This is a genomic window from Geodermatophilus sp. SYSU D01180, assembly GCF_054050415.1.
Genome location: NZ_JBJGZH010000016.1, coordinates 88,122 through 113,320, shown reverse-complemented (window position 1 = coordinate 113,320; position 25,199 = coordinate 88,122). Strand labels below are relative to the sequence as shown.

28 protein-coding genes are annotated in these 25,199 nt (G+C 76.0%); 11 read left to right on the top strand and 17 right to left on the bottom strand.

Translation table 11 applies throughout. The features are described from left to right. Window positions 1-90: 90 nt before the first annotated feature. Genes ACI8AA_RS15765 through ACI8AA_RS15755 form a run of 3 tightly spaced genes read right to left on the bottom strand, consistent with a single transcriptional unit; the run spans window position 91 to window position 3,640 of the window. Entirely contained in the window at window positions 91-1,392 is a 1,302-nt protein-coding gene (locus ACI8AA_RS15765) for a hypothetical protein (RefSeq protein WP_457045342.1), read from the bottom strand. Beyond that, window positions 1,389-1,796 carry a hypothetical protein gene (locus ACI8AA_RS15760; protein ID WP_457045341.1) on the bottom strand — a complete coding sequence of 136 codons (408 nt, stop codon included), beginning with the start codon at window positions 1,794-1,796 and terminating at the stop codon, window positions 1,389-1,391. Before ACI8AA_RS15760 ends, ACI8AA_RS15765 begins: the two co-directional genes overlap by 4 nt. Further along, entirely contained in the window at window positions 1,793-3,640 is a 1,848-nt protein-coding gene (locus ACI8AA_RS15755) for a hypothetical protein (protein WP_457045340.1), read from the bottom strand. The genes ACI8AA_RS15760 and ACI8AA_RS15755 overlap by 4 nt, the downstream gene beginning before the upstream one ends. Before the next feature lie 71 nt (window positions 3,641-3,711). Here ACI8AA_RS15755 and ACI8AA_RS15750 point away from each other — a divergent pair, with 71 nt between their 5' ends. After that, the gene (locus ACI8AA_RS15750; protein ID WP_457045339.1) at window positions 3,712-4,476 is read left to right on the top strand and encodes a MerR family transcriptional regulator; all 765 of its coding nucleotides are present in this window, start codon (window positions 3,712-3,714) and stop codon (window positions 4,474-4,476) included. A gap of 13 nt (window positions 4,477-4,489) precedes the next feature. On the opposite strand, the gene ACI8AA_RS15745 is transcribed toward ACI8AA_RS15750, so the two are convergent. Further along, complete coding sequence (locus ACI8AA_RS15745) at window positions 4,490-4,687, bottom strand: hypothetical protein (RefSeq protein ID WP_457045338.1); 198 nt, start codon at window positions 4,685-4,687, stop codon at window positions 4,490-4,492. A gap of 90 nt (window positions 4,688-4,777) precedes the next feature. Between ACI8AA_RS15745 and ACI8AA_RS15740 the strand changes: the two genes are divergently transcribed. The 4 genes from ACI8AA_RS15740 (at window position 4,778) to ACI8AA_RS15725 (ending at window position 8,111) form a co-directional block, all read left to right on the top strand. Then, window positions 4,778-5,554 (top strand): SDR family NAD(P)-dependent oxidoreductase, encoded by a 777-nt coding sequence (locus ACI8AA_RS15740; RefSeq protein WP_457045337.1) that lies wholly within the window; start codon window positions 4,778-4,780, stop codon window positions 5,552-5,554. A 10-nt stretch (window positions 5,555-5,564) separates the two neighbouring features. Next, window positions 5,565-6,092, top strand: a complete 528-nt coding sequence (locus ACI8AA_RS15735; RefSeq protein WP_457045336.1) for a methyltransferase domain-containing protein — start codon at window positions 5,565-5,567, stop codon at window positions 6,090-6,092. A 32-nt stretch (window positions 6,093-6,124) separates the two neighbouring features. Then, window positions 6,125-7,300, top strand: a complete 1,176-nt coding sequence (locus ACI8AA_RS15730) for an acyl-CoA dehydrogenase family protein (protein ID WP_457045335.1) — start codon at window positions 6,125-6,127, stop codon at window positions 7,298-7,300. A 115-nt stretch (window positions 7,301-7,415) separates the two neighbouring features. Beyond that, a complete protein-coding gene (locus ACI8AA_RS15725; RefSeq protein ID WP_457045334.1) occupies window positions 7,416-8,111 on the top strand; it encodes a response regulator in 696 nt (231 codons plus the stop codon). Here the strand turns inward: ACI8AA_RS15725 and ACI8AA_RS15720 are convergent. The 5 genes from ACI8AA_RS15720 to ACI8AA_RS15700 all read right to left on the bottom strand — a co-directional run bounded on the left by ACI8AA_RS15720 (window position 8,093) and on the right by ACI8AA_RS15700 (window position 11,908). Next, window positions 8,093-8,314, bottom strand: a complete 222-nt coding sequence (locus tag ACI8AA_RS15720; protein WP_457045333.1) for a hypothetical protein — start codon at window positions 8,312-8,314, stop codon at window positions 8,093-8,095. The two genes, ACI8AA_RS15725 and ACI8AA_RS15720, sit on opposite strands and share 19 nt — an antisense overlap. A gap of 72 nt (window positions 8,315-8,386) precedes the next feature. Beyond that, window positions 8,387-9,562: a sensor histidine kinase gene (locus ACI8AA_RS15715; RefSeq protein ID WP_457045332.1), complete on the bottom strand. Its 1,176-nt coding sequence runs from the start codon at window positions 9,560-9,562 to the stop codon at window positions 8,387-8,389. A gap of 124 nt (window positions 9,563-9,686) precedes the next feature. Continuing rightward, window positions 9,687-10,412: a DUF3618 domain-containing protein gene (locus ACI8AA_RS15710; protein ID WP_457045331.1), complete on the bottom strand. Its 726-nt coding sequence runs from the start codon at window positions 10,410-10,412 to the stop codon at window positions 9,687-9,689. A gap of 51 nt (window positions 10,413-10,463) precedes the next feature. Further along, on the bottom strand, window positions 10,464-11,051 hold the full coding sequence (locus ACI8AA_RS15705; RefSeq protein WP_457045330.1) for a phage holin family protein: 588 nt from the start codon (window positions 11,049-11,051) through the stop codon (window positions 10,464-10,466). Window positions 11,052-11,053: 2 nt separating this feature from the next. Further along, a complete protein-coding gene (locus ACI8AA_RS15700) occupies window positions 11,054-11,908 on the bottom strand; it encodes a hypothetical protein (protein ID WP_457045329.1) in 855 nt (284 codons plus the stop codon). A gap of 301 nt (window positions 11,909-12,209) precedes the next feature. Between ACI8AA_RS15700 and ACI8AA_RS15695 the strand changes: the two genes are divergently transcribed. Continuing rightward, on the top strand, window positions 12,210-13,052 hold the full coding sequence (locus ACI8AA_RS15695) for a siderophore-interacting protein (RefSeq protein ID WP_457045328.1): 843 nt from the start codon (window positions 12,210-12,212) through the stop codon (window positions 13,050-13,052). Between the two features lie 25 nt (window positions 13,053-13,077). Here ACI8AA_RS15695 and ACI8AA_RS15690 read toward each other — a convergent pair whose 3' ends face one another. The 3 genes from ACI8AA_RS15690 to ACI8AA_RS15680 all read right to left on the bottom strand — a co-directional run bounded on the left by ACI8AA_RS15690 (window position 13,078) and on the right by ACI8AA_RS15680 (window position 15,800). Then, window positions 13,078-13,872, bottom strand: coding sequence for an enoyl-CoA hydratase/isomerase family protein (locus ACI8AA_RS15690; RefSeq protein WP_457045327.1), 795 nt, complete (start codon window positions 13,870-13,872; stop codon window positions 13,078-13,080). 4 nt (window positions 13,873-13,876) lie between these two features. Next, entirely contained in the window at window positions 13,877-14,797 is a 921-nt protein-coding gene (gene ypfJ, locus ACI8AA_RS15685; RefSeq protein WP_457045326.1) for a KPN_02809 family neutral zinc metallopeptidase, read from the bottom strand. Window positions 14,798-14,954: 157 nt separating this feature from the next. After that, window positions 14,955-15,800, bottom strand: coding sequence for a formate/nitrite transporter family protein (locus ACI8AA_RS15680; protein ID WP_457045325.1), 846 nt, complete (start codon window positions 15,798-15,800; stop codon window positions 14,955-14,957). 126 nt (window positions 15,801-15,926) lie between these two features. Between ACI8AA_RS15680 and ACI8AA_RS15675 the strand changes: the two genes are divergently transcribed. Then, entirely contained in the window at window positions 15,927-16,307 is a 381-nt protein-coding gene (locus ACI8AA_RS15675; protein ID WP_457045324.1) for a hypothetical protein, read from the top strand. Then, complete coding sequence (locus ACI8AA_RS15670) at window positions 16,308-17,531, top strand: glutathionylspermidine synthase family protein (protein ID WP_457045323.1); 1,224 nt, start codon at window positions 16,308-16,310, stop codon at window positions 17,529-17,531. A gap of 3 nt (window positions 17,532-17,534) precedes the next feature. Here the strand turns inward: ACI8AA_RS15670 and ACI8AA_RS15665 are convergent, their stop codons facing one another. Further along, window positions 17,535-18,083, bottom strand: coding sequence for a dihydrofolate reductase family protein (locus ACI8AA_RS15665; RefSeq protein ID WP_457045322.1), 549 nt, complete (start codon window positions 18,081-18,083; stop codon window positions 17,535-17,537). Window positions 18,084-18,161: 78 nt separating this feature from the next. Between ACI8AA_RS15665 and ACI8AA_RS15660 the strand changes: the two genes are divergently transcribed. After that, window positions 18,162-18,608 carry a nitroreductase family deazaflavin-dependent oxidoreductase gene (locus tag ACI8AA_RS15660; protein ID WP_457045321.1) on the top strand — a complete coding sequence of 149 codons (447 nt, stop codon included), beginning with the start codon at window positions 18,162-18,164 and terminating at the stop codon, window positions 18,606-18,608. A 79-nt stretch (window positions 18,609-18,687) separates the two neighbouring features. Next, complete coding sequence (locus tag ACI8AA_RS15655) at window positions 18,688-19,662, top strand: ABC transporter substrate-binding protein (RefSeq protein ID WP_457045320.1); 975 nt, start codon at window positions 18,688-18,690, stop codon at window positions 19,660-19,662. 22 nt (window positions 19,663-19,684) lie between these two features. Here the strand turns inward: ACI8AA_RS15655 and ACI8AA_RS15650 are convergent, their stop codons facing one another. Both ACI8AA_RS15650 and ACI8AA_RS15645 read right to left on the bottom strand, forming a co-directional pair. Further along, complete coding sequence (locus ACI8AA_RS15650) at window positions 19,685-20,650, bottom strand: IS481 family transposase (protein WP_457045319.1); 966 nt, start codon at window positions 20,648-20,650, stop codon at window positions 19,685-19,687. Between the two features lie 110 nt (window positions 20,651-20,760). Further along, window positions 20,761-22,239, bottom strand: a complete 1,479-nt coding sequence (locus ACI8AA_RS15645; protein WP_457045318.1) for an FUSC family protein — start codon at window positions 22,237-22,239, stop codon at window positions 20,761-20,763. Between the two features lie 60 nt (window positions 22,240-22,299). Here ACI8AA_RS15645 and ACI8AA_RS15640 point away from each other — a divergent pair, with 60 nt between their 5' ends. Beyond that, window positions 22,300-22,839: a DUF2127 domain-containing protein gene (locus ACI8AA_RS15640; RefSeq protein WP_457045346.1), complete on the top strand. Its 540-nt coding sequence runs from the start codon at window positions 22,300-22,302 to the stop codon at window positions 22,837-22,839. Here the strand turns inward: ACI8AA_RS15640 and ACI8AA_RS15635 are convergent. Further along, a complete protein-coding gene (locus ACI8AA_RS15635; RefSeq protein WP_457045317.1) occupies window positions 22,775-23,746 on the bottom strand; it encodes an aldo/keto reductase in 972 nt (323 codons plus the stop codon). The two genes, ACI8AA_RS15640 and ACI8AA_RS15635, sit on opposite strands and share 65 nt — an antisense overlap. Before the next feature lie 383 nt (window positions 23,747-24,129). Further along, window positions 24,130-25,197 (bottom strand): winged helix DNA-binding domain-containing protein, encoded by a 1,068-nt coding sequence (locus tag ACI8AA_RS15630; protein WP_457045316.1) that lies wholly within the window; start codon window positions 25,195-25,197, stop codon window positions 24,130-24,132. Window positions 25,198-25,199 lie beyond the last annotated feature (2 nt).

The window sequence follows — 25,199 nt, the reverse complement described above, 5'->3', positions numbered from 1 at the left end:
GCGCGGGTTGCGGCGGCCATCCGCCGCCCGCCGCCGCCGCCTGGGGGGCTGACCGGGAACCGCCTTCCGCGCGCGGAAGGCGGCAAGGGGTCAGAAGCCGAAGAGCAGGCCCAGGCCCGCGACGGTGAACAGCACCATCACCAGGACCAGCGGCAGCTGGTCCGACGCCGGGGCCCGCGGCGCCACCCGCAGCGCCTTCTCGTGGGCCAGCAGCACGCCGACGACGTGGCCGAGCACGACCGCGCCGACCTGCACCCAGGCGATGAGGTCCGGGCTCACCGCGCGCAGGTCCACCACGTTGGCCGCCGTCCCGAACAGGTCGGCGCCGGTGCCGAACGGGTCGCTGGCGAGGATCCAGGTCGTCTGACCGTCGAGGGCGAGCAGCGAGAAGTAGTGCGCCACCGTGTAGCCGACCGCGATCGGCACCACCGACGCCGCGTACAGCCGGGGCTGCGGGCCCGGCGGGAGGCGGCCCAGCCGGCCCGACAGCCGGGTGCCGAGCAGGTGGAGGACCGCGACCAGCGCGGTGCAGGCGACCAGCCCGAGCGTGCCGGAGGCGGTGTCGTTGGCCGCCCCCGGCCCGGTCTGCCACCACGCGGTGCGCGACAGCCCGTCGAAGCCGGTGGAGCCGAGCAGCACCACCACGACGGCGGCCAGCCCCCGGCTGTCCGGGCCGGCCATCGCGCTGGTCAGCGGCGAGCGGACGACGACCACGCCGTCGTCGCGCCGGCCGACGGGTGACAGCCGGGCGAGGACGGTCGAGTACACCTCGAAGCCGTCGCCGCGGGCGAACCAGCCCTCGCCGAACCAGGCCGCCGCGGCCAGGTGCACGACCGCGTACGCGCCGAGGAAGACCGCGACCGTGACCGGCTCGGACCGGCCCGGGTACACCAGCTCCAGCCAGACGAAGGCCAGCAGCGAGCCGGCCGCCGGCCACAGCCCCAGCGCCGGCAGCCGGCCGGCGCCGCGCGGCGGCCCGGTGAGCACCCGCAGGCCGCGGGCGAGCAGTCGCAGCGGGTTGACGACCCGCCACACCGGCCCGAGCAGCAGGCTCGCCGGCACCAGCCCGACCCAGAAGGTCACGTAGAGGACCCAGGGCGAGAGGTTGTCCGCCGTGTCGTCCGGGCCCGCCAGTGCCACCGCCAGCACGAGGACGGCGACGGCGAGGGCGGCCGCCTGCAGGCCCCGGCGCAGCGGGGCGCTGTCCGCGGCGCGCTGCACCCAGGCCGGCAGCGGGTGCCCGGAGGCGGCGTCGCCGAGCCTCGGCCGGCGCCAGAACAGCAGCAGGACGGTGAAGCTGACCAGGATCGCCGCGCCCGCGCCGTAGAGCGCCAGGCCCAGGGGGAGCGGCAGGTCGGTGCGCGACCCGACGCCGTGGGCGAGGACGGTCACCCGACCTGCAGCGACAGCAGCACCGTGCCCGTCCCGTGCAACTCCACCTCGAACACCCCGGGGACGTCGGCGGTGAACCGCACCGTTGCCGGCGTGCCGGGGGCCAGCTCGGCCGTCAGGTCGTAGCCGTGCACGTGCACCTCGTCGGCGACGTCGCCGGTCACGGTCAGGGTCACCTGCTCCCCGGCGGCGACGGGGACCCGGCCGGTGTCGCCGGTGACCCGCCCGCCGGCGACCGCCACCGCGAGCGCGCGGCCGGCCGGAGTGGTGGGCGCCGGCGTCGACGCCGCCTCCGGGGACGGGCTCGCGCTCGCCGCCGGCGCGCCCGCGTCGGACGGCGCGGTCCCGGCGCACCCGCTCAGGGCCACGACCGCGAGGGCGGCCAGCGCCAGGCGGCGGGTCACCGGCCGGCCCCGCTCGGCGCCGGGGCCGGGCTGTCCACCGGCCGGTCGGGGAACCGCTCGCCGGCGCTGCCGCGGCGCGAGTAGCGGCCCACGCCCCAGGAGATCGCCGCGACGATCGCGATCGTGCAGGCCAGGACGACGAGGTTGGCGGCGGTCCACAGCGCGCCGCCGGAGTCCTTCAGCTCCCGCTGCAGCAGGTCGACCTCCGGGATCGCCGCGCGGGTGACCCCGTCGGTGGCGGCGATCTCGTCGGCCGGGATGGCCCGGTCCTCGGGCAGGTAGACCGGCACCGCGGTGAGCACGCGGCCGTCGTGGATGCGCAGCATCGTCTTCCAGTCGTCGTGCACCGGCACCGGCTCGGTGGTCCGGTACTCGCCCGGCCCGGTGCGCTCGAGGTCGGTGACGACCAGCCCCTGGCCCTGCCACGCGGTGATCTGCACCCACGCCGGGTCGTCGAGGGCGTCGGCGGGGTCCAGCCGCACGGTGACGTCGACCGTCCGCGGGTCGGTGGTGACGTCCTCGACGGCGAGGGTGGCCTCGAGGTCGTCGGGCACGGTCGCCACGAGTCCGTTGGCCACGCCGCCGGCGAGGGCCAGCAGGCTGAGGACGAGCACGCCGCGCGCCACCGCGGGGCGGGGCAGCCGGCGGCGCAGGCCGAGCGCGAGCAGCGCGCCGAGCAGGCCGCCCGCGACGCCCCCGACGACGGCCATGAGCGTGCCCTCGACGAGGATGTCCGCGTTCCACTCGAGCACCTGGGTGACCCGGGTCCACAGCCCCTCGACCGCCGTGCCGACGGTCCCGACCAGCACGCCCGCGACCGCGCCGAAGGCCAGCGGGCGGCGGGCGAGCGGCCAGGCCAGCGCGAGCAGCTCGACCAGCAGCGCGGAGCCGAGGTAGAGCGGGAACTGCGGGGTGATCTCGCCGAGGACCGGGCCGACGACGACGGCGATCGTGCCCCGGACGACGAGGAAGAACCCGGCGGCGGCCAGCGCCCCGCCCCGGCCCATCCAGAGCCGGGCGGCGACCAGCGCGGCCCCCGCGGCGCCGGCGATCATGAACGGCTCGAGCACCAGGCGGAACTGCGGGACGTCGAAGTCGAACTCGCCCTGGAACACCGACAGGCCCAGCAGCAGGCCGCCCATGGCCGAGGCCTGGCGCAGGAACCGGGCGCGGTTGCCGACCTTCCGGCCGCCGTCGTCGGTGGACAGCCCGCCGTGGCCCTCCATCTCCAGCACCAGCAGCCCGACGATCGACAGGCCCGCGCCGCCGATGAGCATCAGGTGGGTGGGCCCCCACAGCGTCACGTCCTGGCCGAACAGGCGGTGCCAGACGTCGTCGAGCGGGAAGCCGAGCAGGGCGTAGAAGCCCGCCGCGGTGAGCAGCACGCCGCCGACCGGCACGTCCCAGCCGCGGACGAACCGGACGGCGGCCGGGCCGGGGCGCTCGTCCAGCGGCATCGAGCAGGCCAGGACGCCGCCGGCGAAGACCCCGAACAGGCCGAACAGGATCAGGTAGTGCGCGGGGTTGGCGAGCGGGCCCTCGTCGCGGCCGACGCCGATGTGCAGCGCGATGTCCCACATCATCCCGAGCAGCGCGACCAGCAGGGACGCCGTCGTCAGCACGGTCGGGAGGGCGACCCAGCCGGGGACGTGGGTGGCCCGGCCGAGGGCGTCCCCGGCGCGGGCGAGCACCGTGGTCCGGCGAGTGCGGTGCGCCCACACCAGGCCGAGCAGGACGGCGGTGAGGGCGAACCCGATGGCGGAGGCGAGCACGACCTCGCCGAGGGCGGCACCGCCGGCGGGACGGTCCTCCACGGCGAGCAGCACTGGTCCCAGGGACGTCACGCCGCCATGGAACACCGATCGACGTGACATCGCAAAGTGACACATCGGAGTACCACTACGATCGGGTCCTGATGGAGGCTGAGGAGCGGGCTGCCGAGGGTGACGCCGAGCGGGAGCTGACGGTCGACGAGCTCGCCGCGCGGGTGGGCATCACCGTGCGCAACGTGCGGGCGTACGCGGCGCGCGGGCTGCTGCCCCCGCCCCGGCTGGTGGGGCGCACCGGCTACTACGGTCCCGAGCACGTCGCCCGGCTGCTGCTGGTGCGCGAGATGCTCGCCGAGGGCTACTCGCTCGCCGTCATCGAGCGGACGCTGGCCACCGCCCCCGCCGTCGGCGGCTCGGCCACGCTCGCGCTGCACCGCGCCCTGCTCGCGCCCTGGCTGCCGCCGGAGCCGGAGGAGACCACCGCCGAGGAGCTCGCCGCCCGGGCGGGCGTGCCGGTGGACCCGGCCACCGTCGAGGAGATGGTCCGGCTCGGCCTGGTCGAGCGGCTCGACGACGGCCGGCTGCGGGTCAACGACCCGCCGCTGCTGACCGCGGGCCTGCAGGTCGTCCAGCTCGGCGTACCGCCGTCGGCACTCATCGCCGCCCAGGCCCGGGTCATCGAGCTGGTGCGGGAGATCGCGGCCACCTACGTCGGCATGTTCGTCGAGACCGGGTGGCGCGCGCTGTTCGCGGAGGGCTCGTCGCCGGACCAGCTCGACCGGGTGCGGGCCGTGGTCGACCGGCTGCAGCCGGCCGCCGCGCAGGCGCTGCTGGCGAGCTTCCGCACGGAGATGGCCGCCGCGGTCGGCGCCGCGGTCGAGGCCGAGCTCGGCGCGCTCGCCGAGGAGTGAGCCAGGGGATCGGCTACCCGTCGCGCCCGGCCGACGGCTCGTCGATGCGCTCGTGGGAGCCGTCGAGCCCGTCGCGCTCGCGGGCGGCCAGCCGCCGGTCACGCACCACGGCGGCGACGACGACCGCGACGAGGACCGCCGCGGGCACGAAGAACCCGGCGGTGGCGATGAGGCTCAACCCGTCGGTCGCCAGGACGCTCGTGCCGGACACGCCCTTCATGTGACACCGATCGATGTCACGCTGTCAACCGGCGTCGCCGAGATCTCGTTCCGGACCGGCGCCGCCGGGTAGGCCGACGGCATGAGCGGTTCTGCCACCTTCGACTTCACCGGCTCCGTCGTCCTCGTCACCGGCGGCGGGACCGGCATCGGCCTGGCGATCACCCGGGCCTTCCTCGACGCCGGCGCCACCGTCGCGATCACCGGCCGCCGGCGGGAGCGGCTGCAGTCCGCCCTCGAGGGCGTGCCCGCCGACCGCGGGGCGGCGCTGCCCGCGGACGTCTCCGACGCGGCCCAGGTGCGGCGGCTGGTCGCCGACGTCGTCGACCGGTTCGGCCGGCTCGACGTGGTGGTCAGCAACGCCGCCGGCTACGAGAGCGGGGAGGTCACCGACCTCGCCGACGACGCGTGGGAGCAGATGCGCGCCACCAACGTCGACGCCTTCTTCCACCTCGCCAAGGCCGCGCTGCCGCGGCTGGCGGAGTCCGGCGGCAACCTGGTCGCCGTCTCCTCGGTGTCCGGGCTGCGCGGTGACTGGGGGCAGGCCGGCTACAACGCCACCAAGGCCGCGGTGACCAACTTCGTGCGGTCGCTGGCGCTGGACTGGGGCCCGCGCGGCGTGCGGCTCAACGCCGTCGCGCCGGCCTTCACGTTCACCGAGCTCAACGCCGACGCACCCCGCGACGACGAGTCGCTGGCGCCGTTCCGCAACCGCATCGCGCTGGGCCGCCCGGGGGAGCCCGAGGACATCGCGCCGTCGGTGCTGTTCCTCGCCTCCGAGGGCGCGCGGTACGTCACCGGCGCCGTGCTGGCCGTCGACGGCGGCACCAGCGCCTCCACCGGCCAGGCCCACGTCTGACGGCGCACGGGTGACCGGCCGCGCCGCCTCCGACCGGCTGGCGTTCGTCGCCGGCGTGGTCGCGGCCGCGCCGGGGGAGCGGGTGCTCGAGGTCGGCTGCGGCGCCGGCGTGCTGGTCACGGAGCTCGCGGCCACGGTCGGCGGCGGCCGGGTGGTCGCGGTGGACCGGTCGGCGCGGATGGCCGCCGCGGCCGCCCGCCGCAACCGGGAGGCGGTCGACGCCGGCCGGGTGCGGGTGCTCGCCGCGCCGCTGCTCGACGCCGACCTCGCCGGCGAGCGCTTCGACGCCGTCGTGGCCGTCGACGTCCGGGCGTTCTGGACGCCCCCGGCGCCGGAGTGGGACGTCGTCGCACGGGTGCTGGACCCGGGCGGGCGCGTGGTCCTCGGGTTCTCGGTGATGCGCCCGGGCGACCGGGACCGGGTGCGGGCGGCCGTGGCGGGGCCGGCGGGGGAGCGCGGGTTCGCGGTGACCGTGACGGCGGAGGCGGCCACGGTCCCGTTCCCGACGGCCGCGATCGAGGTGCGCCGTCCCGGGTAGGGGAGGGGCACCCACCGACCGGAGGACCTGCGATGACCGACGAGCTGCCCGGCGACCTCTACGGCTACGAGACGCTGCTGGACGACGACGAGCGCAAGGAGCTGGCGGGCATCCGGCGCTTCCTGGCCGAGGAGGTCCGGCCGCGGGTCAACGACGCCTGGGCGGCGGCGGAGTTCCCGATGGACCTGGTGCCGCGCTTCGCCGAGGAGGGCATGGTCGGGCGCAGCTACGACCTGGAGCACCGGCCGCGCGCCTCGCGGCTGTTCACCGGGTTCATCGCGCTGGAGGCCGCGCGGGTCGACCCGTCGATGGCCACGTTCCTCGGCGTGCACAACGGCCTGTCGATGGGCTCGATCGTGCTGCTGGGCTCCGACGAGCAGCGCGCGCGGTGGGTGCCGGACATGGTCGCGCTGCAGAAGATCGGCGCGTTCGCGCTCACCGAGCCGCACGGCGGCTCCGACGTCGCCCGCGGGCTGGAGACCACCGCCCGCCGCGACGGCGACGGGTGGGTCATCGACGGCGCCAAGCGGTGGATCGGCAACGGCACCATCGCCGACGTCGTCGTGGTGTTCGCCCGCGACGTCGCCGACGACGCGGTGAAGACCTTCGTCGTCGAGAAGGGCACCCCCGGCTTCACGCCCACGAAGATGGAGGGCAAGTACGCCCTGCGCACCGTGCAGAACGCCGACATCGTCTTCGACGGCTGTCGCGTGCCCGCCGAGAACAAGCTCGAGCACGGCAACTCCTTCAAGGACGTCAACCGGGTGCTCAAGCTGACCCGCGGCGGCGTCGCGTGGTCGGCGGTCGGCTGCCAGATGGGCGCCTTCGAGGCGGCGGTCGCCTACGCCAGGGAGCGCGAGCAGTTCGGCCGCCCGATCGGCGGGTTCCAGCTGATCCAGGACCTGCTCGCCCGGATGGCCGGCAACGTGACCGCGAGCCTGGGCATGGCGGTGCGGGTGTCGCAGCTGCAGGAGGAGGGCGTGTTCAGGGACGAGCAGGCGGCGCTGGCGAAGGCGTTCGTCACCGGCCGCGCCCGCGAGACGGTGGCGCTGGCCCGCGAGCTGTTCGGCGGCAACGGCATCCTGCTGGAGAACGACGTCGTGCGGTACTTCGCCGACGCCGAGGCCCTCTACTCCTACGAGGGCACCCGGGAGATCAACAGCCTGATCGTCGGGCGGGCGCTGACCGGGCTGAGCGCCTTCGTCTGAGAGGGCCCCCTCGCGAGGGGGAGGCCGCCCCGCGCCCGGCTGCACGCCGCGGCGCGGGGCGCCGATGTCCTCCAGGTGACGGGCGGGACCGCCGCCCGCGGGCCGGGGAGGTGCGGTGGGCGTGCAGTCGGTGCTCGTCGTGGAGGACACCGAGGAGATCCGCGAGCTGGTGGTCACGGTGCTGGAGCGGGCCGGGCTCGACGTCCGCGCCGTCGGCTCGGGCGCGGAGTGCCTGGCGGAGGTGCGCCGGTCGGCGCCCGACCTCGTCGTCCTCGACCTCGGGCTGCCCGACGGCGACGGCACCGAGGTGTGCCGGCAGCTGCGCGCCGAGAGCGGCTGCTACGTCCTCATGCTCACCGCCCGCGCCGAGGAGGTCGACCTGCTCGTCGGCCTCGCCGTGGGCGCCGACGGCTACATGGCCAAGCCGTTCTCCCCGCGGGAGCTGGTCGCGCGGGTGCAGGCGATGCTGCGCCGCCCGCGCACGGTCGTCGCCGTGCCGGAGCCGGACGACGCCGTCGTCCGGCTGGCCGACCTCGAGGTCGACGAGGACACCCGCGAGGTGCGGGTCGACGGCGTCGTGGTCGACCTGACCCGCACCGAGTTCGACCTGCTGGCCGCGCTCGCGTCCCGGCCGGGCCGGGTGCTGCAGCGCGAGACGCTGCTGCGCGAGGTGTGGCGCACCGACTGGGCCGGCAGCCTGCGGCTGGTGGAGGCGCACATGTCCAACCTGCGCCGGAAGCTGACCGCCGCGGGGCTGCGGGCGGCGCAGATCCGCACCGTCCGCGGGGTGGGCTACCGGCTGGTGGCCTGACCCCGCCGGGGCTCGGGCACCCGGGTGCCGGCGCAGCAGGTGGCCCGCGCGCGCAGCCGCCGCACCAGGACCGGGTCCGCCGCGGGGGTCGCCGGGGCGGCCGGTGCCGCGGCGGGATCGGCGAGGAAGGCCAGCAGCCGGGCCGGCAGCTCGCTGCCCGGCTCCGGGGCCCGCTGTACCGGGTCGGCGTCCTGCGTGCTCACGCCGGGGAGCCTGTCACCGGCCCCGCGGACGGTCCGCAGGACCCCCGCGCGATCCCCGCAGGACCGGTGTGCTCAGCGCGGCAGGACCAGCGTCGCGGTGGTGCCGCGGCCCTCGGTGCTCGCGAGCTCCAGCCGCCCGCCGTGCGCCGCCGCGATGGCGTGCGTGATCGACAGGCCGAGCCCCACGCCCGGCACGCCGGCCCGCACGGCGGTGGTGGCGCGGGTGAAGCGGGTGCCCAGGCCCGCCCGCTCCGCGCCGGGGATGCCGACGCCGGTGTCGCGGACCTCGATGCACACCTCGCCGTCCGCCGTGCCCAGCCCGAGCTCCACCCGCCCGCCGCGGGGGGTGAACTTGACGGCGTTGGACAGCAGGTTGTCGACCGCCTGGCCCAGCCGCAGCGCGTCGCCGGGCACGACCGGCCCGGCCGTGGGCGCGGTCACCGCCAGCGTCACCCCGGCGGTGTCCGCGGTGACCTGCGCCGACTCCCCGGCGGCGCGCACGAGCGCGGCCAGGTCGACCTCGCCCGGGGTCAGCGCGAACCGGCCGGCCTCCACCTGCGCGGTGAACAGCAGGTCGCCGACCAGCCGCTCGAGGCGGTGGGCGTTGCGCTGCACGGTGGCCAGGTACCGGCGCGGGCCGGCGCCCACCGCCGGGTCGTCGAGCACCAGCTCCAGGTAGCCGAGCACCGACGACAGCGGGGTGCGCAGCTCGTGGCTGACCAGGGCGACGAACTGGTCCTTGAGCCGCTCGGCCGCGCGCACCTCGGTCATGTCGGTGCCGACGAAGGTCCAGCCGGCGGGGCCGCCGTCGTCGTCGGCGCGCGGGGTGACGGCCACCGAGACGGTGCGCCGGGTGCCGTCGGCGGCCACGTAGGTCCAGTCGCGGACGTCGCTGCCGCGCGCGGCGGCGACGGACACCAGCGCGTCCAGGCCGCGGCCGGCGAGCTCCCCGGGGTCGTGGAAGTCGGTGATCCGGCGCCGGCGGACGACGTCGGCGCGGGGGAGCCCGAGCAGCCGCTCGGCGCCGGGATTCCACACGCGGACGACGCCGTCGCGATCGGTGCCGACCACGGACTGCTCGGTGATCGCGTCGACCACGCTGGTCATGGTGGCGGCGCGGGCGCGCAGCATGCGGGCGGCGACGGCGAGCTCCTCGCCGCGGGCGTCGACCAGCGCGGTCAGCGTGGCGCGCTCGGCCCGCAGTGCGGCGACCTGCGCGCGCAGCTCCGCGACCTCGGCGTGCGTCACACCGGCAGCGTCGGCCGCCGCCGGGTGCGGCTGCAGCCGGGGCCGGCCCGGGTCACCCGCCGAGGGGAGACACGACAGCGCCCCGCCGGGTGGGACCCGGCGGGGCGCTGCTGAGCTGCTGGGATCAGCTCGACGAGGCCTGGCTCTGCACGGACTCGCGGGACTGCTGGGCCTGGCCCTGCACGTCCTGCGCGGCCGACTGGCCCTCCTGCTTGACGTTCTGCGCCGCGTCCTGCGCGGTCGACTTGACCTCCTCGACGGCCTGCTGGGCGGCCGGCTTGAGCTGCTCGCCGACCTCCTGCGCCGCCTGCTTGGCCGGGGCGAGCAGCTCGTCCTTGTGCTCGCGGACCGCGTTCTCGGCCTGCTCGGCCAGCTGCCGCTCCTTCTCGGTGGCGGGCAGCAGGCTCGACACCAGCCAGCCGACACCGAAGGCGATCAGCCCGGCCGCGAGGGGGTTGCCCTGCGTCTGGCGGACCACCGCGTCGGGGGCCTGCTGGACGGCGTGCGCCGCCTGGGAGGCGGCGTCCTGGACCGTGCCGGCCGCGCTGGACGCCGCGTCCTGCACCGTGCCGGCCGCGCTGGACGCCGCGCCCTGCACCGAGCCCACGGCGTGCTGTGCCACGCCGCGGGCGTCCTGTGCGGTGCCGCGCGCCGAGGACCGGGTGTCGTGGGCCGAGCCCATGACCTTGTCCTTGACGTTGGCGAAGCGGCCCTTCGCCGAGGACATCCGCCGGTCGATGACGCGGGCGGGGTTGACCTTCTCGTTGAGGGCGTCGACGTCGTAGCTCAGCTCGCGACGCGTCTCCTCGATCTGCCGCCGGATGACGTCCGGGTCACTGCTGCTGGTCATGTCTGCTCCAGGGGGTGTGGTGGCCTGACCGGTCGGGTCGCGGGCCGAGGGTCAGTGGGGCTTGAGGGCGCCGGGGACCTGCTGGAGGGTGTCCACGGTCCGTTCGGGCTTCGGGTTCACCTGCCGGAACTTCTTGCGCCCCATGGCGTAGGCGACGGCCCCGATGACGCCCCAGATGACCGCCACGATCAGCGCGGCCAGGCCGGCGTCCATCACGTTCTCCAGCGCCCACCACAGGGCGAAGGAGAGGAACAGCAGCGTCATGTAGCCGGCGAAGCCCGCGGCGCCGAACATGCCCGCGCCCTGCCCGGCCTTCTTGGCCTCGACCTTGAGCTCGGCCTTGGCCAGCTCGAGCTCCTGGCGCATGAGCACCGACAGGTCCGTGGTGACCTCGCTGATGAGCTCGCCGACGGAGGTGCCGGAGACCTCGGGCCGGCCGGCCTCGGTCATCGGGGTGCCGCGCTCACCGGCGTGCGCCCCGTAGGACTGGGTCGGGTACTCCTGCTCGCCCGCGTAGCCCTGCTGACCGGTGTAGCCCTGCTCGTAGCCGGGGGTCACGGCGTAGTTCGCCTGCGGCGGCTCCGGGGGGTAGCCCTGCTGGCCGCCCACCGGCGTGGCGCCGGAGTAGGGGGAGGTCATGGTCAGACCCCCTGGCCCGGGCGGCGGGTCGGGTCGTCCCAGCCGGCGGGTGCCGACGGGGGCACCACGCTGCCGGCCGGCGGGACCGTCCCGTACGGCGGGGGCGGCACCGGGGTGCCGGGGGTGGCGGCGTGCTCGCCGTAGGAGCCCGTCGTCGTCTCGTAGCCACCGGTCGTCCCGTAGCCGGTGGTCGACTCGTAGCCCGAGTAGGTCGGGGCCGGGTCGACGTAGTTGCCGGTGGTGTAGCTCGACGGCGTCGAGGCGAACTGCTGGGTGCCCGACGAGGAGCCGTTGCTGTGCGCGGCCTTGACGCCGCTGGTCAGCCGCCCGGCGAGGACGCCTGCGACGGCGGCGCCGAGGAGGAAGGTCCCCGGCCGACGACGGGCGAAGGAGCGGACCTCCTCGAGCAGGTCGGCCGGCTCGCGGTTCTGCAGCATCTCCGCGAACTCCTGGACCTTGCCGGCGCCCTGCTGGATGAGGTCGCGGGCGGGGCCGGGGGCCGGGGCGTTGCCGTCGACCATGCCGCGCAGCTGCTCGGCCAGGCTCGACAGGCTCTGGCCGGCCTTCTGCTGCTGCGACACGACCTGCTGGCGGGCCTGGGTGCGGCCCTGCTCGACCAGGCTCTGCGCCTGCTGCTTGGTCTCGGCGACGACGTGCCTGGCCTCGTCCGCGGCGGTCGAGGCGACCTGGGAGCCGGCCTGCTTCGCGGTCTGGCCGACGTTGCGGGCCTCGTCCTTCGCGACGTCGGTGGTCGACGGCGAGCCCGAGGTGGTGGTCGAGGTCGTACTCGTCTCCCCGTAGCCGCTCGCGCCCGAGGAGGGCGGCGGCGGGAGGGGGGCGTCGATGGAGTGGGTCATCGTTCCTCCTGAGTGGATCTCGGTCGAGGCTGGCGCTACCCAGAAATGGATCACTCACACACATCCCGGCGACGGCCGTCGCCGGGGCGGATGCGGGTGGAGCGGGGCCGGCGACGAGTGCCGCCGGCCCGGTGGACCGTGGGGAAGACGCGGTCGGGGAGCCGGCCGGCCCGGACGTCCGTGCCCGGCGGCGTCGCCGTTCCCGCAGGCCACGGGCTACCCGGACGCCCAGGTCCGAAACGGCGAGGGAACTCCCGGCGAGCGCAGGTAAGGTGAGCCTTCCCTGATCCGAGGAGGGCCCATGGCCGACCGGTCCCCGCGCCGCAGGCGGACGCCCCGTACGGGCACCGTCGTGCGCACCAGCCGCGTGACGCCGCACGTCGTCCGCGTCGTCCTCGGCGGGGAGGGGCTGTCCGGCTTCGCGCCGCAGCACACCGACTCCTACGTCAAGCTGCTCTTCCCGCCGGCCGGTGCGCCCTACGCCGCCCCGTTCGACCTCGACGACGTGCAGGCCCGCCTGCCGCGCGAGCAGTGGCCCGCCACGCGCACCTACACGGTCCGCTCCTGGGACGCCGCGGCCGGCGAGCTGACCGTCGACTTCGTCGTGCACGGTGACCAGGGCGTGGCCGGCCCCTGGGCCCAGGCCGCCCGCCCCGGCGACACGCTGCAGCTGTTCGGCCCCGGCGGCGCCTACACCCCGGCCGCCGACGCCGCCTGGCACCTGATGGCCGGCGACGAGACCGCGCTGCCGGCGATCGCCGCCGCGCTGGAGGCGCTGCCCGCCGGGGCGCGGGCGGAGGTGTTCGTCGAGGTGGCCGGGCCCGAGGAGGAGCAGGAGCTCGCCACCGGCCCGGGCGTGCGGGTCACCTGGGTGCACCGCGGCGCGGCCCCCGGGGTGGCGCTGGTCGCGGCCGTCGTCGCGGCGGACCTGCCCGAGGGCGACGTGCACGTGTTCGTGCACGGCGAGGCCGGCGCCGTCCGCGAGCTGCGCCGGTTCGTGCGCACCGGGCTCGGCGCCCCGCGCGAGCGGCTGTCGGTGTCCGGCTACTGGCGGCTCGGCAGCACCGAGGACCGCTGGCAGGCCGAGAAGGGCGAGTGGAACGCCGCCGTCGAGGCGGAGGAGCAGGGCCTGTCGGTGGCCTGACCGCCCATCGCGCGCGAGAGGCTCCTCACGGCCTCCAGGGGAAGCGCGGGGTGCGCCGCTCGGTGAAGGCGGCCACGCCCTCGGCGAGCTCGCCGGCGGCGATGGTCTCCCGGTACCAGCGGCGCGCCACCTCCTCGCCGTCGCCGCCCGCGGCCAGCGCGGCGGTGACCTCCTTGGCGGCGCGCTGGGTGAGCGCCGACCGCTCGGCCAGCACCCCGGCGAACCGGCGCACCTCGCCGGCCAGGTCGCCGGCGGGCAGCAGCCGGTCCACCAGGCCGGTGCGCAGCGCGGTCTCGGCGTCGACGAGCTCCCCGGAGTACAGGAGGTAGCGGGTCGTCGCCGGGCCGACGAGCTCCACCAGCTGCCGGGTCGACGTCGGCGTGTAGACGATGCCGACCTTCGCCGGGGTGACGCCGAAGACGCCGGTCGGGTCGGTGAACCGCAGGTCGCAGCAGGTGGCGAGCTCGACGCCGCCGCCGATGCAGTGGCCGCGGATCATCGCGAGCGTCGGCCGCGGGAAGTCCCGCAGCGCCGCCTGCGCGGCGAGGTTGTCGCGGCGCAGGCGCGCCATGGGGTCGTCGGTGTCCGGCCCGCCGAGCAGGTCGGAGATGTCGGCGCCGGCGCAGAAGCTCGTCCCGGCGCCGGTGAGCACGAGCACCCGCACGGACGGGTCCTCGGCCAGCCCGGCCAGTACCCGGGGGAGCGCGGCCCACATGCCGGCGGTGAGCGCGTTGCGCTTGTCCGCGCGGTCGATGGTCAGGACGGCGACGGCGCCGTCGCGGCCGACCCGCAGGTGGTCGGCGGGGTCGCTCGGGGTCACGGGCTCAGCCCAGGTCGTCGGTCGAGAAGGTGTCGCACTGCCGCGGGTCGCCGGTCTCGTACCCGGTCAGGAACCAGCGCCGGCGCTGCTCGGAGGAGCCGTGGGTGAAGGTGTCCTGGTCCACGGTGCCGCCGCCGAGGTTCTCCTGGATGAAGTCGTCGCCGATGCGGCCGGCGGTGTCCAGCGCCCGGTCGACGTCGTCCCGGGTGATCTCGGCGATCAGCGGGGCGCCGGACTCGTCGGGCACCGTCTCGGCGTGGTTGGCCCACACGCCGGCGTAGCAGTCGGCCTGCAGCTCCAGCCGCACCGTGCCGCTGGTCGGGCCGGTCTCGCCCGGGGTCACCTGCCGGTTGGCGCCGAGCAGGTTCTGCACGTGGTGCCCGTACTCGTGGGCGAGCACGTACGCGTTGGGGAACGCGCCGCCCTCGGCGCCGAACTGGCTGCGCAGGGTGTCGAAGAAGGTCAGGTCGATGTACACGAGCTGGTCGGCCGGGCAGTAGAACGGCCCCGACCCGCTGGTGGCGCCGCCGCACTGCGTCTGCACCTCGGTGGAGAAGAACACCGTGTCGGTGGGGACGTAGTCCGCGCCGAGCGCCTGCGACCAGTAGTCCTGGATCGAGTCGACGTCGGCGACGACGGCGCACTCGACGGAGGTGTTGGCGTCGCCGCTGTCGTCGCAGGACTGCTCGAGGGCGCTGTTGTCGGCCGTCTCGCCCGCGCCCAGGCCGCCGGACAGCGCGCCGAGCCCGGCGCCGGCACTGCCCCCGCCGCCGAGGACCTGGAACAGCACGATCACCAGGAGCCCGACGAGGCCGATCCCGCCGCCGCCGACCGCGAGCCCCCGGCCCCCGCCCAGGCCCCCGCCGCGTCCGCGCCGGTCCTGGATCGACGACGTGTCGAGGTCGCCGCCCTCCCTGTACCTCATCCTGTGCAGTCCTCCCGGTGGCTGGCCGTCGTCCGACCGTGCCACCGGCCCCCGCGCTCCGCGACCGGAGGGTCAGGGCCCGCGATCACGGCGCCGTGACCGCCCCGGGACGCCGGACCGTGGTTCCGGCGCCATGATCGCGGCCTGGCGGCGCGGGTCAGGCGCGCTCGGCGGGCTCGGCGCCGGTGCGCGGGGCGGCGTCGCGGTCCTCGCGCAGGAACAGGTACCAGTACGACGTCCCGACGAAGACCACCGCGCCGACCAGGTTGCCCGCCCCGGCCAGCAGCCAGTTGGTCACGGTGTCGCCCCAGTTCGCGCCCTCGACGCCGGCGAACACCGCCGCCGGCAGGAAGAACATGTTGGCGACGACGTGGTCGAAGCCCATCGCCACGAACGCCATGACGGGGAAGAAGACCGCCAGGATCTTGCCCGACACGCTCGAGGACGCCAGCGACATCCACACCGCCAGGCAGACCAGCCAGTTGCACCCGACGCCCCGCAGGAACGTCTCCCACGCCGTGTGGTGGGTCTTGCCGTCGGCGATCTCCGCGAGCCGGGTGAAGGTCAGCTGCGCGCTGCCGGTGCTGTCCGGGTCGCCGATCACCCCGGTGGAGACGGCGAGGAAGTAGGCGACGAACAGGGCGCCGAGCAGGTTGCCGAGCAGCACCAGCGTCAGGTTCCGGAGGACGTCGCCGCCGGTGATCTTGCCGTTCATCGCGCTGAGCGGGACCAGCATCATGTTGCCGGTGGCGAGGTCGGAGCCGGCGATGAGCACCAGCACCAGGCCCAGGGTGAAGGCCGCGCCCATGAACAGGGTCGGCAGCGTCCCCCACGTGTCGGCGGACAGGCCCGAGGAGACGGTGATCGCCACCAGCGCGCCGAAGGAGATGTAGGCGCCGGCGAGGAACGCGCTCACCAGTATCCGGTCCCAGCTGCGGTGCACCTTCTTGGCGCCGGTCGCGGCGGCGACCTTCGCGACCTCGGCGGGTTCCTTCGCGGTCATCACGCCTCCCGGGACGGCGGGCTCGCCCCGGGACGCTAGTGGAACAGCTCCGTCCGCGCCGCCCGGGGACGCCGACTCCGCAGGTCGGGCCTAGGGTCGGGCCGACGATCACACGGGGAGGAGCCCATGGCGTTCGGCAACCGGGTGCGCAGCGCCCTGACCACCACGGTGCTGGCCACCGCCGCCACCGGTTTCCTCGCCGGCTGCGGCTCCGACGACGAGCAGGAGCAGGTCGCCTACTGCACGAACGAGGACGGCGAGATCGTCGACGAGGACTACTGCGACGACGACTACCGCGGGGGCGGCGGGCTGTTCTTCCTGTACCTGGGCGCCTTCCGTCCCGGCCTGCCGGTCGGCACGGTGCTGCCGGCCGGCGGCACCCGCGTCAACCCCACCGACACCGCGGCCCGCCAGCGCTACGGGCTGCCCGCCACCGGCAAGGTGTCCGCCGGCCAGCGGGTGACCGGCGGCATCGGCTCGGGCGTCGGCGGCGGCTCGGGCTCCTGAGTGCGGCGCGTCGAGGGCGGCGTCGTCCGGCCCGGCTGGGAGGCCGAGGTCGAGGCGCAGGGGCTGGTCTACAACCGGACGACGACGCCGGGCGGTGAGGTCCGCAGCTACTGGCGCGAGGGCCCGTACTACGACTTCACCGCCGCGGAGGTCGAGCGGCTCGAGGGCGCCGTCGCGCAGCTGTTCGAGATGTGCGTCGCCGCCGGCGACCACGTCATCGAGCACGACCTGTTCGACCGGATGGGCATCCCGCTGATCGCCCGCTCCGGCATCCGCGCCTCCTGGGAGGCCGAGCCGCCCAGCGTCTACGGCCGCTTCGACCTGCGCTACGACGGCGAGGGCCCGCCCAAGCTGCTGGAGTTCAACGCCGACACCCCGACCGGCCTGGTCGAGGCGGCGGTGACCCAGTGGAACTGGCACCTGTTCACCGGGCAGGGCCGCGACCAGTGGAACGCGCTGCACGAGAAGCTGGTCGCCGCCTGGCAGCGCAACCTGACCCGCTGGGAGCGGCGCACGGGGGTGCGGCCGCGGGTGCACCTGGCGTGGACCAGCGCGGAGACCTCCGGAGAGGACCGGATGACCGTCGCCTACCTCATGGACACCGTCGTCCAGGCCGGCTACGAGGCGGTCGAGGTCCTGGTGGAGGATGTCGCGCTGGACTCCGGCGACGGCCGCTTCTACGACCCCGCCGGCCGCCACCTCGACGTGGTCTTCAAGCTCTACCCCTGGGAGTGGCTGGTCGACGACGAGTTCGGCGCGGCCGTCCTCGCCGACGCCGCCCGGCCGGGCGGCACCACGTGGGTCGAGCCGGTCTACAAGATGCTGTGGAGCACCAAGGCGCTGCTGCCGGTGCTGTGGCAGCTGTTCGGCAACGACCCGGTGCTCGGGCAGTACCTGCTGCCGGCCTACTTCGCCGACGAGATGCCCTCGTCGTGGCGGGACTACGTGCGCAAGCCGCTGTGGGGCCGCGAGGGCGCCAACGTGCAGGTCGTCCGCGGCGGCCAGGTGGTCACCGCGATGCCTGGCCGCTACGGCACCGAGGGGTTCGTCGTCCAGGAGTTCGCGCCGCTGCCGGACTTCGCCGGCGTCGACGGGCCGCACCACCCGGTGCTCGGCGCCTGGGTGGTCGACGGCGAGCCCGCGGGCCTGGGCATCCGCGAGAGCGACGGGCTGATCACCGACAACCTCAGCTTCTTCGTCCCGCACACCGTCGACGCCCGCTGACGGTCAGGCCGGCCGGTAGGTCAGCAGCGTGACGCCGCCGGCGAGAGCGCGGGAGCCGGCGGTGGTGAGCCGGACGTCGGTGCCGTCGGGGAACAGCCGCCGGCCGCGGCCGAGGACGCGGGCGTGCACGAACAGCCGGTACTCGTCGGGCAGCCCGGCGCCGATCAGCGCGTGGCACAGCGTGATGCTGCCGGTCACCCCGACCTCGCCGTCCCGGTCGGCCACCAGCCGGCGGACCTCCTCGACCGGGTCCCCGGACAGCACCGTGGTGTTCCCCCAGCCCGGCTCGGTCAGCGTGCGCGAGACGACGGCCTTCTCCACCGCGTCGAGGTGCGCGGTGATGCCGGTGCGGTCGTCGGTCTGCCGCGGCCAGTACGACCGCATGTCCTCGAAGGTGCGCCGGCCGGTGAGGAACACCGTCTGGGCGGCCATCTGCTCCCGGACCACCTCCAGCAGGTCCGAGGGGTCGTCGCGCTGCGGCGCGAACCAGTCGTCGACGGCCTCCGCGACGCCGTCGACGGTGACGTTCTGGGTGACCACGAGCCGTGCCATCCCGCTCTCCTCTCCTCGCCGCCTCCGCCAGGGGTGACCGGCCGGGCGGCGCGGACTCGTCGCGCCTACGGTCGGGGCATGCCGCTGGAGGGGAAGTACGAGCCGAGCCCGCAGCAGTGGGTCCGCGACCAGGTCGAGCGCTACGAGGCGACCGGCGGCCGCGAGGCGAACACGCTGCGCGACACCGGCCTGCCCGTCGTGGTCTTCTCGACCCGCGGGGCGAGCACCGGGAACGTCCGCAAGCAGCCGCTCATGCGGGTCGAGAAGGACGGCGTCTACGCGATGGTCGGCTCCCAGGGCGGGGCGCCGAGGGACCCGGCCTGGGTCGCCAACCTGCGCAAGCACCCGGACCAGGTGACCGTGCAGGACGGCCCGGAGCCCTGGGACGGCGTCGCCCGCGAGATCACCGGCGAGGAGAGGGCCGAGTGGTGGGAGCGCGCGGTGGCCGCCTACCCGCCCTACGCCGAGTACCAGCAGAAGACCGACCGCGTCATCCCCGTCTTCCTGGTCGAGCGGGAGAACTGACCCGCCCTCTCGACTGAGGAGAGGCTGTCCTAAGTTGACTCCCGGCGCCGGGCGGTCCGGTGCCGGGAGGAGGGCAACGGTGCTCTGTGCGGGAACGGGCCGGCGGGTCGCCGGGACGACGGCGGGCGGGCTGCTGCTGGCGGCGGCGCTGCTGACCGGGTGCGGGGACACCGACCCCGTGGCCGAGGCGGCGCCCGCGGAGGAGACGCGCACGGTCGAGCACGCGATGGGGGAGACCGAGGTCGCCGGCACCCCCGAGCGGGTCGTCGTCCTCGACACCGGGGAGCTCGACGCCACCCTCGCCCTCGGCGTGACCCCGGTGGGTGCGGTCCGCACCGACGTCAGCGACGAGCTGCCCGGGTTCGTGGCGGAGGCAGGCGTCGACCCCGCCGACATCGCCGCCGTCGGCACGATCGCCGAGCCCGACCTGGAGGCGATCGCGGCGCTGGAGCCGGACCTGATCCTGTCCAACTCCGTGCGGCACGCCGACGTCTACGACCAGCTCGCGCAGATCGCCCCCACCGTGTTCGCCGAGGCCATCGGGGAGAGCTGGCAGGAGAACCTGCTGCTGGCCGGCGAGGCGCTCGGCCGCGAGGAGCAGGCGCAGGACCTGCTCGACGAGTTCGCCGCGCGGGCCGAGGAGGTCGGCGGCCTCTACGGCGACCCGGCGCAGACCGAGGTCAGCGTCGCCCGCTTCCTCGACGGCACGACGGTGCGGCTCTACGGCGAGGGCTCGTTCATCGGGTCGGTGCTGGCCGACGTCGGCTTCGCCCGGCCGGAGCTGCAGCGGACGGCGGAGACCTTCGTCGAGGTCTCGCCCGAGCAGGTGACCCAGGCCGACGGCGACCTGCTCTTCTACGGCGCGTACGGGGCCGACGGCGCGACGGCGGCCGACCAGGTCACCGCCGGGCCGCTGTGGCAGTCGATCCCCGCGGTCGCCGAGGGCCGCGCGGTCGCGGTGGACGACGACCGCTGGTTCCTCGGCCTGGGCCCGCTCGGCGCCGGGCTGGTGCTCGACGACCTCGAGGAGCTCGCGCCGCAGCTGGCCGGCTAGGTGTCCTGACCGGACAGGTTGTTCACGCGGCGAGGCGGCTGATCGGTGGGTGACCGCCGAGGGCGGAGTGGCTGCGGGCAGTGTTGTAGTGGCTCAGCCAGCTGTCGAGGGCGGCGGTGCGCTGGTCGTTGCTGGTCCAGCCGGTGGCGTAGGCCCACTCGGTGCGCAGCGTGCGGTTGAACCGCTCGGCCTTGCCGTTGGTCCAGGGCCGGCCGGGCTGGATGAAGCGGCGGGCGATGCCGAGCTCGGCGCAGGCGGTGATCCAAGCGGCGCCGCGGCGGTAGCTCATGGCGTTGTCGGTGAGCACCCGGGCCACCGCGACGCCCTGGGCGGCGAACCAGGCCACCGCGCGGATCAGAAACCCGGCGCAGGTGCCGGTGCGCTCGTCGGGCAGCACCTCGACATAGGCGGCTCGGGAATGGTCGTCGATGGCCACGTGCACGAAGTCGAAGCCGATCAGGGTCGGCTTGTGCCGATGGTCGACGGTGCCCGCCCGGCCGTGCACCCGCCAGCCGCCGCCGGCGGGGATGCGGCCGAGCTTCATCACGTCGACGTGCAGCAGCTCGCCGGGATGCTCGCGCTCGTAGCGGCGGTCGCTGTGCCGCCGGCCGCGCAACAGCTCGCCGGTGAGCCGATCGAGATCGGCCAGCCTAGGCACTCCGGCCCGGGCGATGACCGCGCCGATCGTCGAGGCGGCCATGCCGAGGAGCGCGGCCAGCCGCAGTGGCCCGGCGTGGTGCTCCCGCCGGGCGGTGAGGATGCGCCCGACCGTCTCCGGTGAGCTCCGCCGCGGCATCCGGTGCGGGCGGGAGGAGCGGTCGGCCAGCCCGGCGGCCCCCTCGGTGCGCCAGCGGCGCAGCCACTTGTAGACCGTCTGCCGGCTGATTCCCAGCTGTTTGGCCACCTCGCCAGGCCGGTGCCCGGCCAGGACGCGGACGACGATCAGCTTGCGGGCATAGACGGTGGTGCGGGCATTAGCGTGGGCCACGGAGACCTCCGGTTGGCAACGGCGACGTCAGACATCGCCACTCCTTCCGGAGGTCTCCTTCACAATCAACCCGCCACGCCGACCGTCAACAACGTGTCTGGTTGCGACAGCTAGGACGCGGCGAGCCGGCGGCCGAGGTCGGCGGCCACGGCGTCGTCGCCGCGGGCGCGGGCGCCGAGCAGGCCCCAGCCCAGGTCGGCCACGACCCGCGCGGCGTGCACCCGGGCGGTGAGCGCCGGCGTGGGCAGCAGCTCGGCCCGGGCGGCGGCCGACACCTCCGCCAGGTGGTCGAGCGCGGCGTGCAGCCGGCGGTCGTCGCCCGCGGCCGCCGCGGCGGTCACCTCCCGCACCGCCGCGGGCAGCCGCCGGCTCGAGGCGCGGGGGAGCAGCGTGAGGCCCGCGGCGAGCGCGGCGACGACGCCCACGCCGGTCTCGGCCAGCCGCTCGGCGACCAGCTGCCCGGCGGTGGGCGCCGGGATGCCGAGGTGCACCAGCAGCAGCGCCAGCGGGGTGATGCAGGAGACCGCGAGCACGTACTGCGCGGCGATGAGCAGCTCGACGGCCAGCTGCAGCAGCCCGGCCAGCGCGATCGCGACGGCGACCGGCGGGTCCAGCGCGACCAGCAGCCCCGCGACCAGCACGCCGAGGGCGGTGCCGACCGCGCGCTGCAGTCCCCGGGCGCGGGTGGCGCGGGCGTCGGTGCCCAGTTGTACCGCGACCGCCGTCGTCACTGCCCAGTAGGGGCTGGACAGCCCGAGCGCGACGGCGGCCAGGCCCGCGGCGGCCGACCCGACGCCGAGGCGCAGCGCCGTCGCCGCCGCGGGGGCGTGCCACCACCGCGACGGTGCCGGGTCGAGGGGCGGGGCGGCCGCCGGCGGGGGCGCCGCGGGCAGCGCGGCGAGGAACCGCCGCTCGACGTCGTCGAGGCGGGCGCGCAGCCGGCCGTCGCCGCGGGCGCTGCCGCCGCGGACCGCGACGTCGGCCAGCCGCACCGCCCGGGCCGCGCCCGCCGGGAGACCGCCTCCCGCCGCCGTCCCCACCGCCGCCTCGGCCGCCTCCAGCGCGCGCCGCTCGGGGCCGGCCGGGTCCCACAGCCAGGGCAGCATGCAGCCGGCCCAGGCCAGCGCCGCACCGGCCGCGGCGGCGAGGGCGTGCGCGCCGAGCCCGCTCGGCGTCGTGCCGAGCGCGCTGGAGCCGCCGGCCACCAGGACGACGCCCAGCGGGCCGGGCGGGCCGACCCGCCGGACGACGCCCGCCGCGGCGGCCGCCGCGGCCAGCGCCGCGCAGACGAGCACCAGCGCGGCCGGGTGCCCGCCGGCCAGCGCGCCGAGGGTGCTGCTCGCCACCAGCACCACCCCGACGACGGCGACGACGCCCGCGCGCCGGCGGTAGGGCAGCGCGTGCCCGTAGACCGCGGTGAACGACGCCAGGCCCGCCGCCGAGCCGAGGTCCGGGCGCCCCAGCGCCACCCCGGCGGCCAGGGTCAGCACCAGGCAGGCCGCGGCGGTCACCCCGCGGCGCCCGCCGGCCTGCCACAGCGCCCGGAGTGGGGGGACCGGCGGGCCGAGGAGCGGGCGGACGGCGGTCACCCTCCCATCGTCGCCGCGCCCCGCGGGCCCGGCCGCGCGCCGCGGGCGTGATCCCGGTCCCTGGACGCGCCGCGCCCGGCTCCGGGACCATGCCCGGCACGACCACCGACCGGCTGCTGCGCGCCGCTGTTCGTCAAGGGACTCGACGGCGCGGTGGAGCTGCTGGCGGGCCTGGCGCTGCTGGCGGCCGGCCCGCGCGCGCTGGACGGCCTGACCCGCCGGGTGGTCGGCCACCACCTGCTGGGCAGCCCGGACGGCGCCCTGGCCGGGCGCGTCCTCGCCGGCGAGGCCGCGCTCGGCACCGAGCGGACCTTCGCCGTCGTCTACCTGACCCTGCACGGCCTGGTGAAGCTGGGCCTCGTGGTCGCGCTGCTGCGCGAGGTGCTGCCCGCCTACCCGGTCGCCGCCGCCGTCCTCGGCCTGTTCGGCGGCTACGAGGTGTACCTGGCGGTGGACCGGGGCTCGTGGGGGATGTGGGCGGCGGGCGGCCTCGACCTGCTGCTGACCGTGCTGGTGGTGCGCGAGTACCTGAGGCTCAGAAGCCGACGACGGCGTGCGGGCGGTACGGCTCCTCCAGGCGGGCGACCTCCTCGTCGGTGAGCCGCAGGTCGACGGCGGCGACGGCGTCGTCGAGGTGCGCGGCCCTCGTGACGCCGACGATCGGCGCGGTGACCACCGGCTTCGACAGCAGCCAGGCCAGCGCCACCCGCGCCCGCGGGAGGCCGCGCTCGCGGGCCACCTCGGCCACCCGCTCGACGATCGCCCGGTCGCCGGCCTCGTCGTAGAGGCGGCCGCCGAACGCGTCGTTCTCCGAGCGGTGCGTCGTCTCGTCCCAGTCGCGGGTCAGCCGGCCGCGGGCCAGCGGGCTCCACGGGATGACGCCGATGCCCTGGTCGGCGCACAGCGGCAGCATCTCCCGCTCCTCCTCCCGGTTGAGCAGGTTGTAGTGGTCCTGCATCGACACGAACCGGTGCCAGCCGCGCTCGCCGGCCAGGTGCAGCGCCTTGCCGAACTGCCAGGCCCACATGCTGCTCGCGCCCAGGTACCGCACCTTGCCGGTGCGGACGGCCGAGTCCAGCGCCTCGAGCGTCTCCTCGACCGGCGTGGCGGGGTCCCAGCGGTGGATCTGGTAGAGGTCGACGTGGTCCACCTGCAGCCGGCGCAGGCTGGCCTCGAGCTCGCGCAGGATCGCGACCCGGGAGAGCCCGCCGCCGTTGGGGCCCGGGCGCATCCGGCCGTGCACCTTGGTGGCCAGGACGACGTCGTCGCGGGTGGTGAACTCGCGGATCGCCCTCCCGGTGATCTCCTCGCTGGAGCCGGCCGAGTAGACGTTGGCGGTGTCGAGGAAGGTGACGCCGGCCTCGAGCGCCTTGCGGATCAGCGGCATCGCCTCGTCCTCGGGCAGGCTCCACGGCGTCATCCCGCGGTCGGGCTCGCCGAAGCTCATCATCCCGAGGCAGATCCGCGAGACCTCCAGGCCGGTGGCGCCCAGGCGCACGTACCTCATGCCGTCGTCTCCATGCGCCCAGCCTTCCCCGGCGACCCCGCCGTCGCCTCCCGGCCGCGCACTGCCGGGGTTCCCCGTGCGCTGCCGGTGCTGCAGCACGGGCAGCGGACGAGGAGAGCCCGCACTGCGGTCGGGTTCGGCTCCAGGTGCGTTCTCCACGCTCCCGGGCTCCTGCGGAGCTCCAGCTGCGCGAGACGGGCTCCAGGACCGGCGTCCGAGCGACTTCCGCGGTGCTGCCCCCTCTCTTGCGGTGCTGCAACCCCGCAAGAGCGGTCCCAGGACCGCAGAAGCGGCTCGTCGCCGGCGTCCTCGGTGCACTGCCGGTGCTGCAGGGCCGTGCGCGTGCCGAGCGCGCGGCGGCCGAGAACACCGGCGACCACGCGTCAGGGGAGGGCGGCGGCGAGCTCCGGCACGCGCTCGGCGACACCCTCGGGGAAGGCGGTGAACGGCTCGGCGGTGGCGACCCGCTTCGCGCCCTTCCCGGTCCACCGCCACGTGCCGACCACCTGGCCGCCGCAGACGACGGTGGACCGGAACACCCCGTTGCCGCCGGGCACGATGCGGTCGGCGAACTCCGGCGGCACCGTGCAGGTGCGGTCGGCGTAGCCGAGGACGACCTCGTCGAAGCCGGGCAGCAGGTGCAGCCCCTCGGCGTCGGCGCGGCAGGCGGCCAGCCGCTCCGGGGTCTCCGGGTCGAGGTACGCCTCGGTGCCGCCGACGTCGACCGCGGCCAGCCGGTCCCGCACCCGCGCCAGGCCCGCGCGGGCGTCACGGACCGTCGTGCCCGCCCAGCGCACCAGGTCCGCGACGGTGGCCGGCCCGTGCCCGGTGAAGAACCGCAGCGCGAGCTCGGCCAGCGCCTCCTCGCGGTCCAGGCGGCGCTGCGCGGGCACCCACTCGTCCAGCAGCACGAACGCCTGGTCGCCGTCGTCGGTGGGGCCGAGCACCAGCGTCCCGGTCTGGGAGAGGTACCAGAGCGTGTGGTAGCCCCTCTGGCCCGCGACGTCGCAGCCGGCGTCGCCGAGGGCGGCCAGCAGCGCGGCCCGGCCCAGCCGCCGCCCGCCGGTCAGCGCGGCGACGGCGACCTCCCGCGACCGCTCGAGGTCCTCCTCGGTCAGCCCCACGACCGCCCGCCGCTTCGCCGCGCCGGCCAGCACCCGCCCGCCCAGCAGCTCGAGCATCCACGGCAGGTCCTCGGCGGCGACCAGGTGCAGCGTCCCGCGCATCGGCCACGAGCGGACGACGTCGCCGGCGTCGAGGGCCGCGGTCACCCCCGTGCGGGAGCGGCCGGCGGTGCGCAGCGCCACCGACGTCAGCGCCCCGGGCAGGTCCTGGCCCTGCACCGCGCCGAGCGCCCGCACCGCCGCCGCGGCGTCGGGGAACGGCGGCCCGGCCACCCGCTGGGCCACCAGGCGCAGCAGCGCGACCTCCCGGGGCGTCACCGTCGTCATGC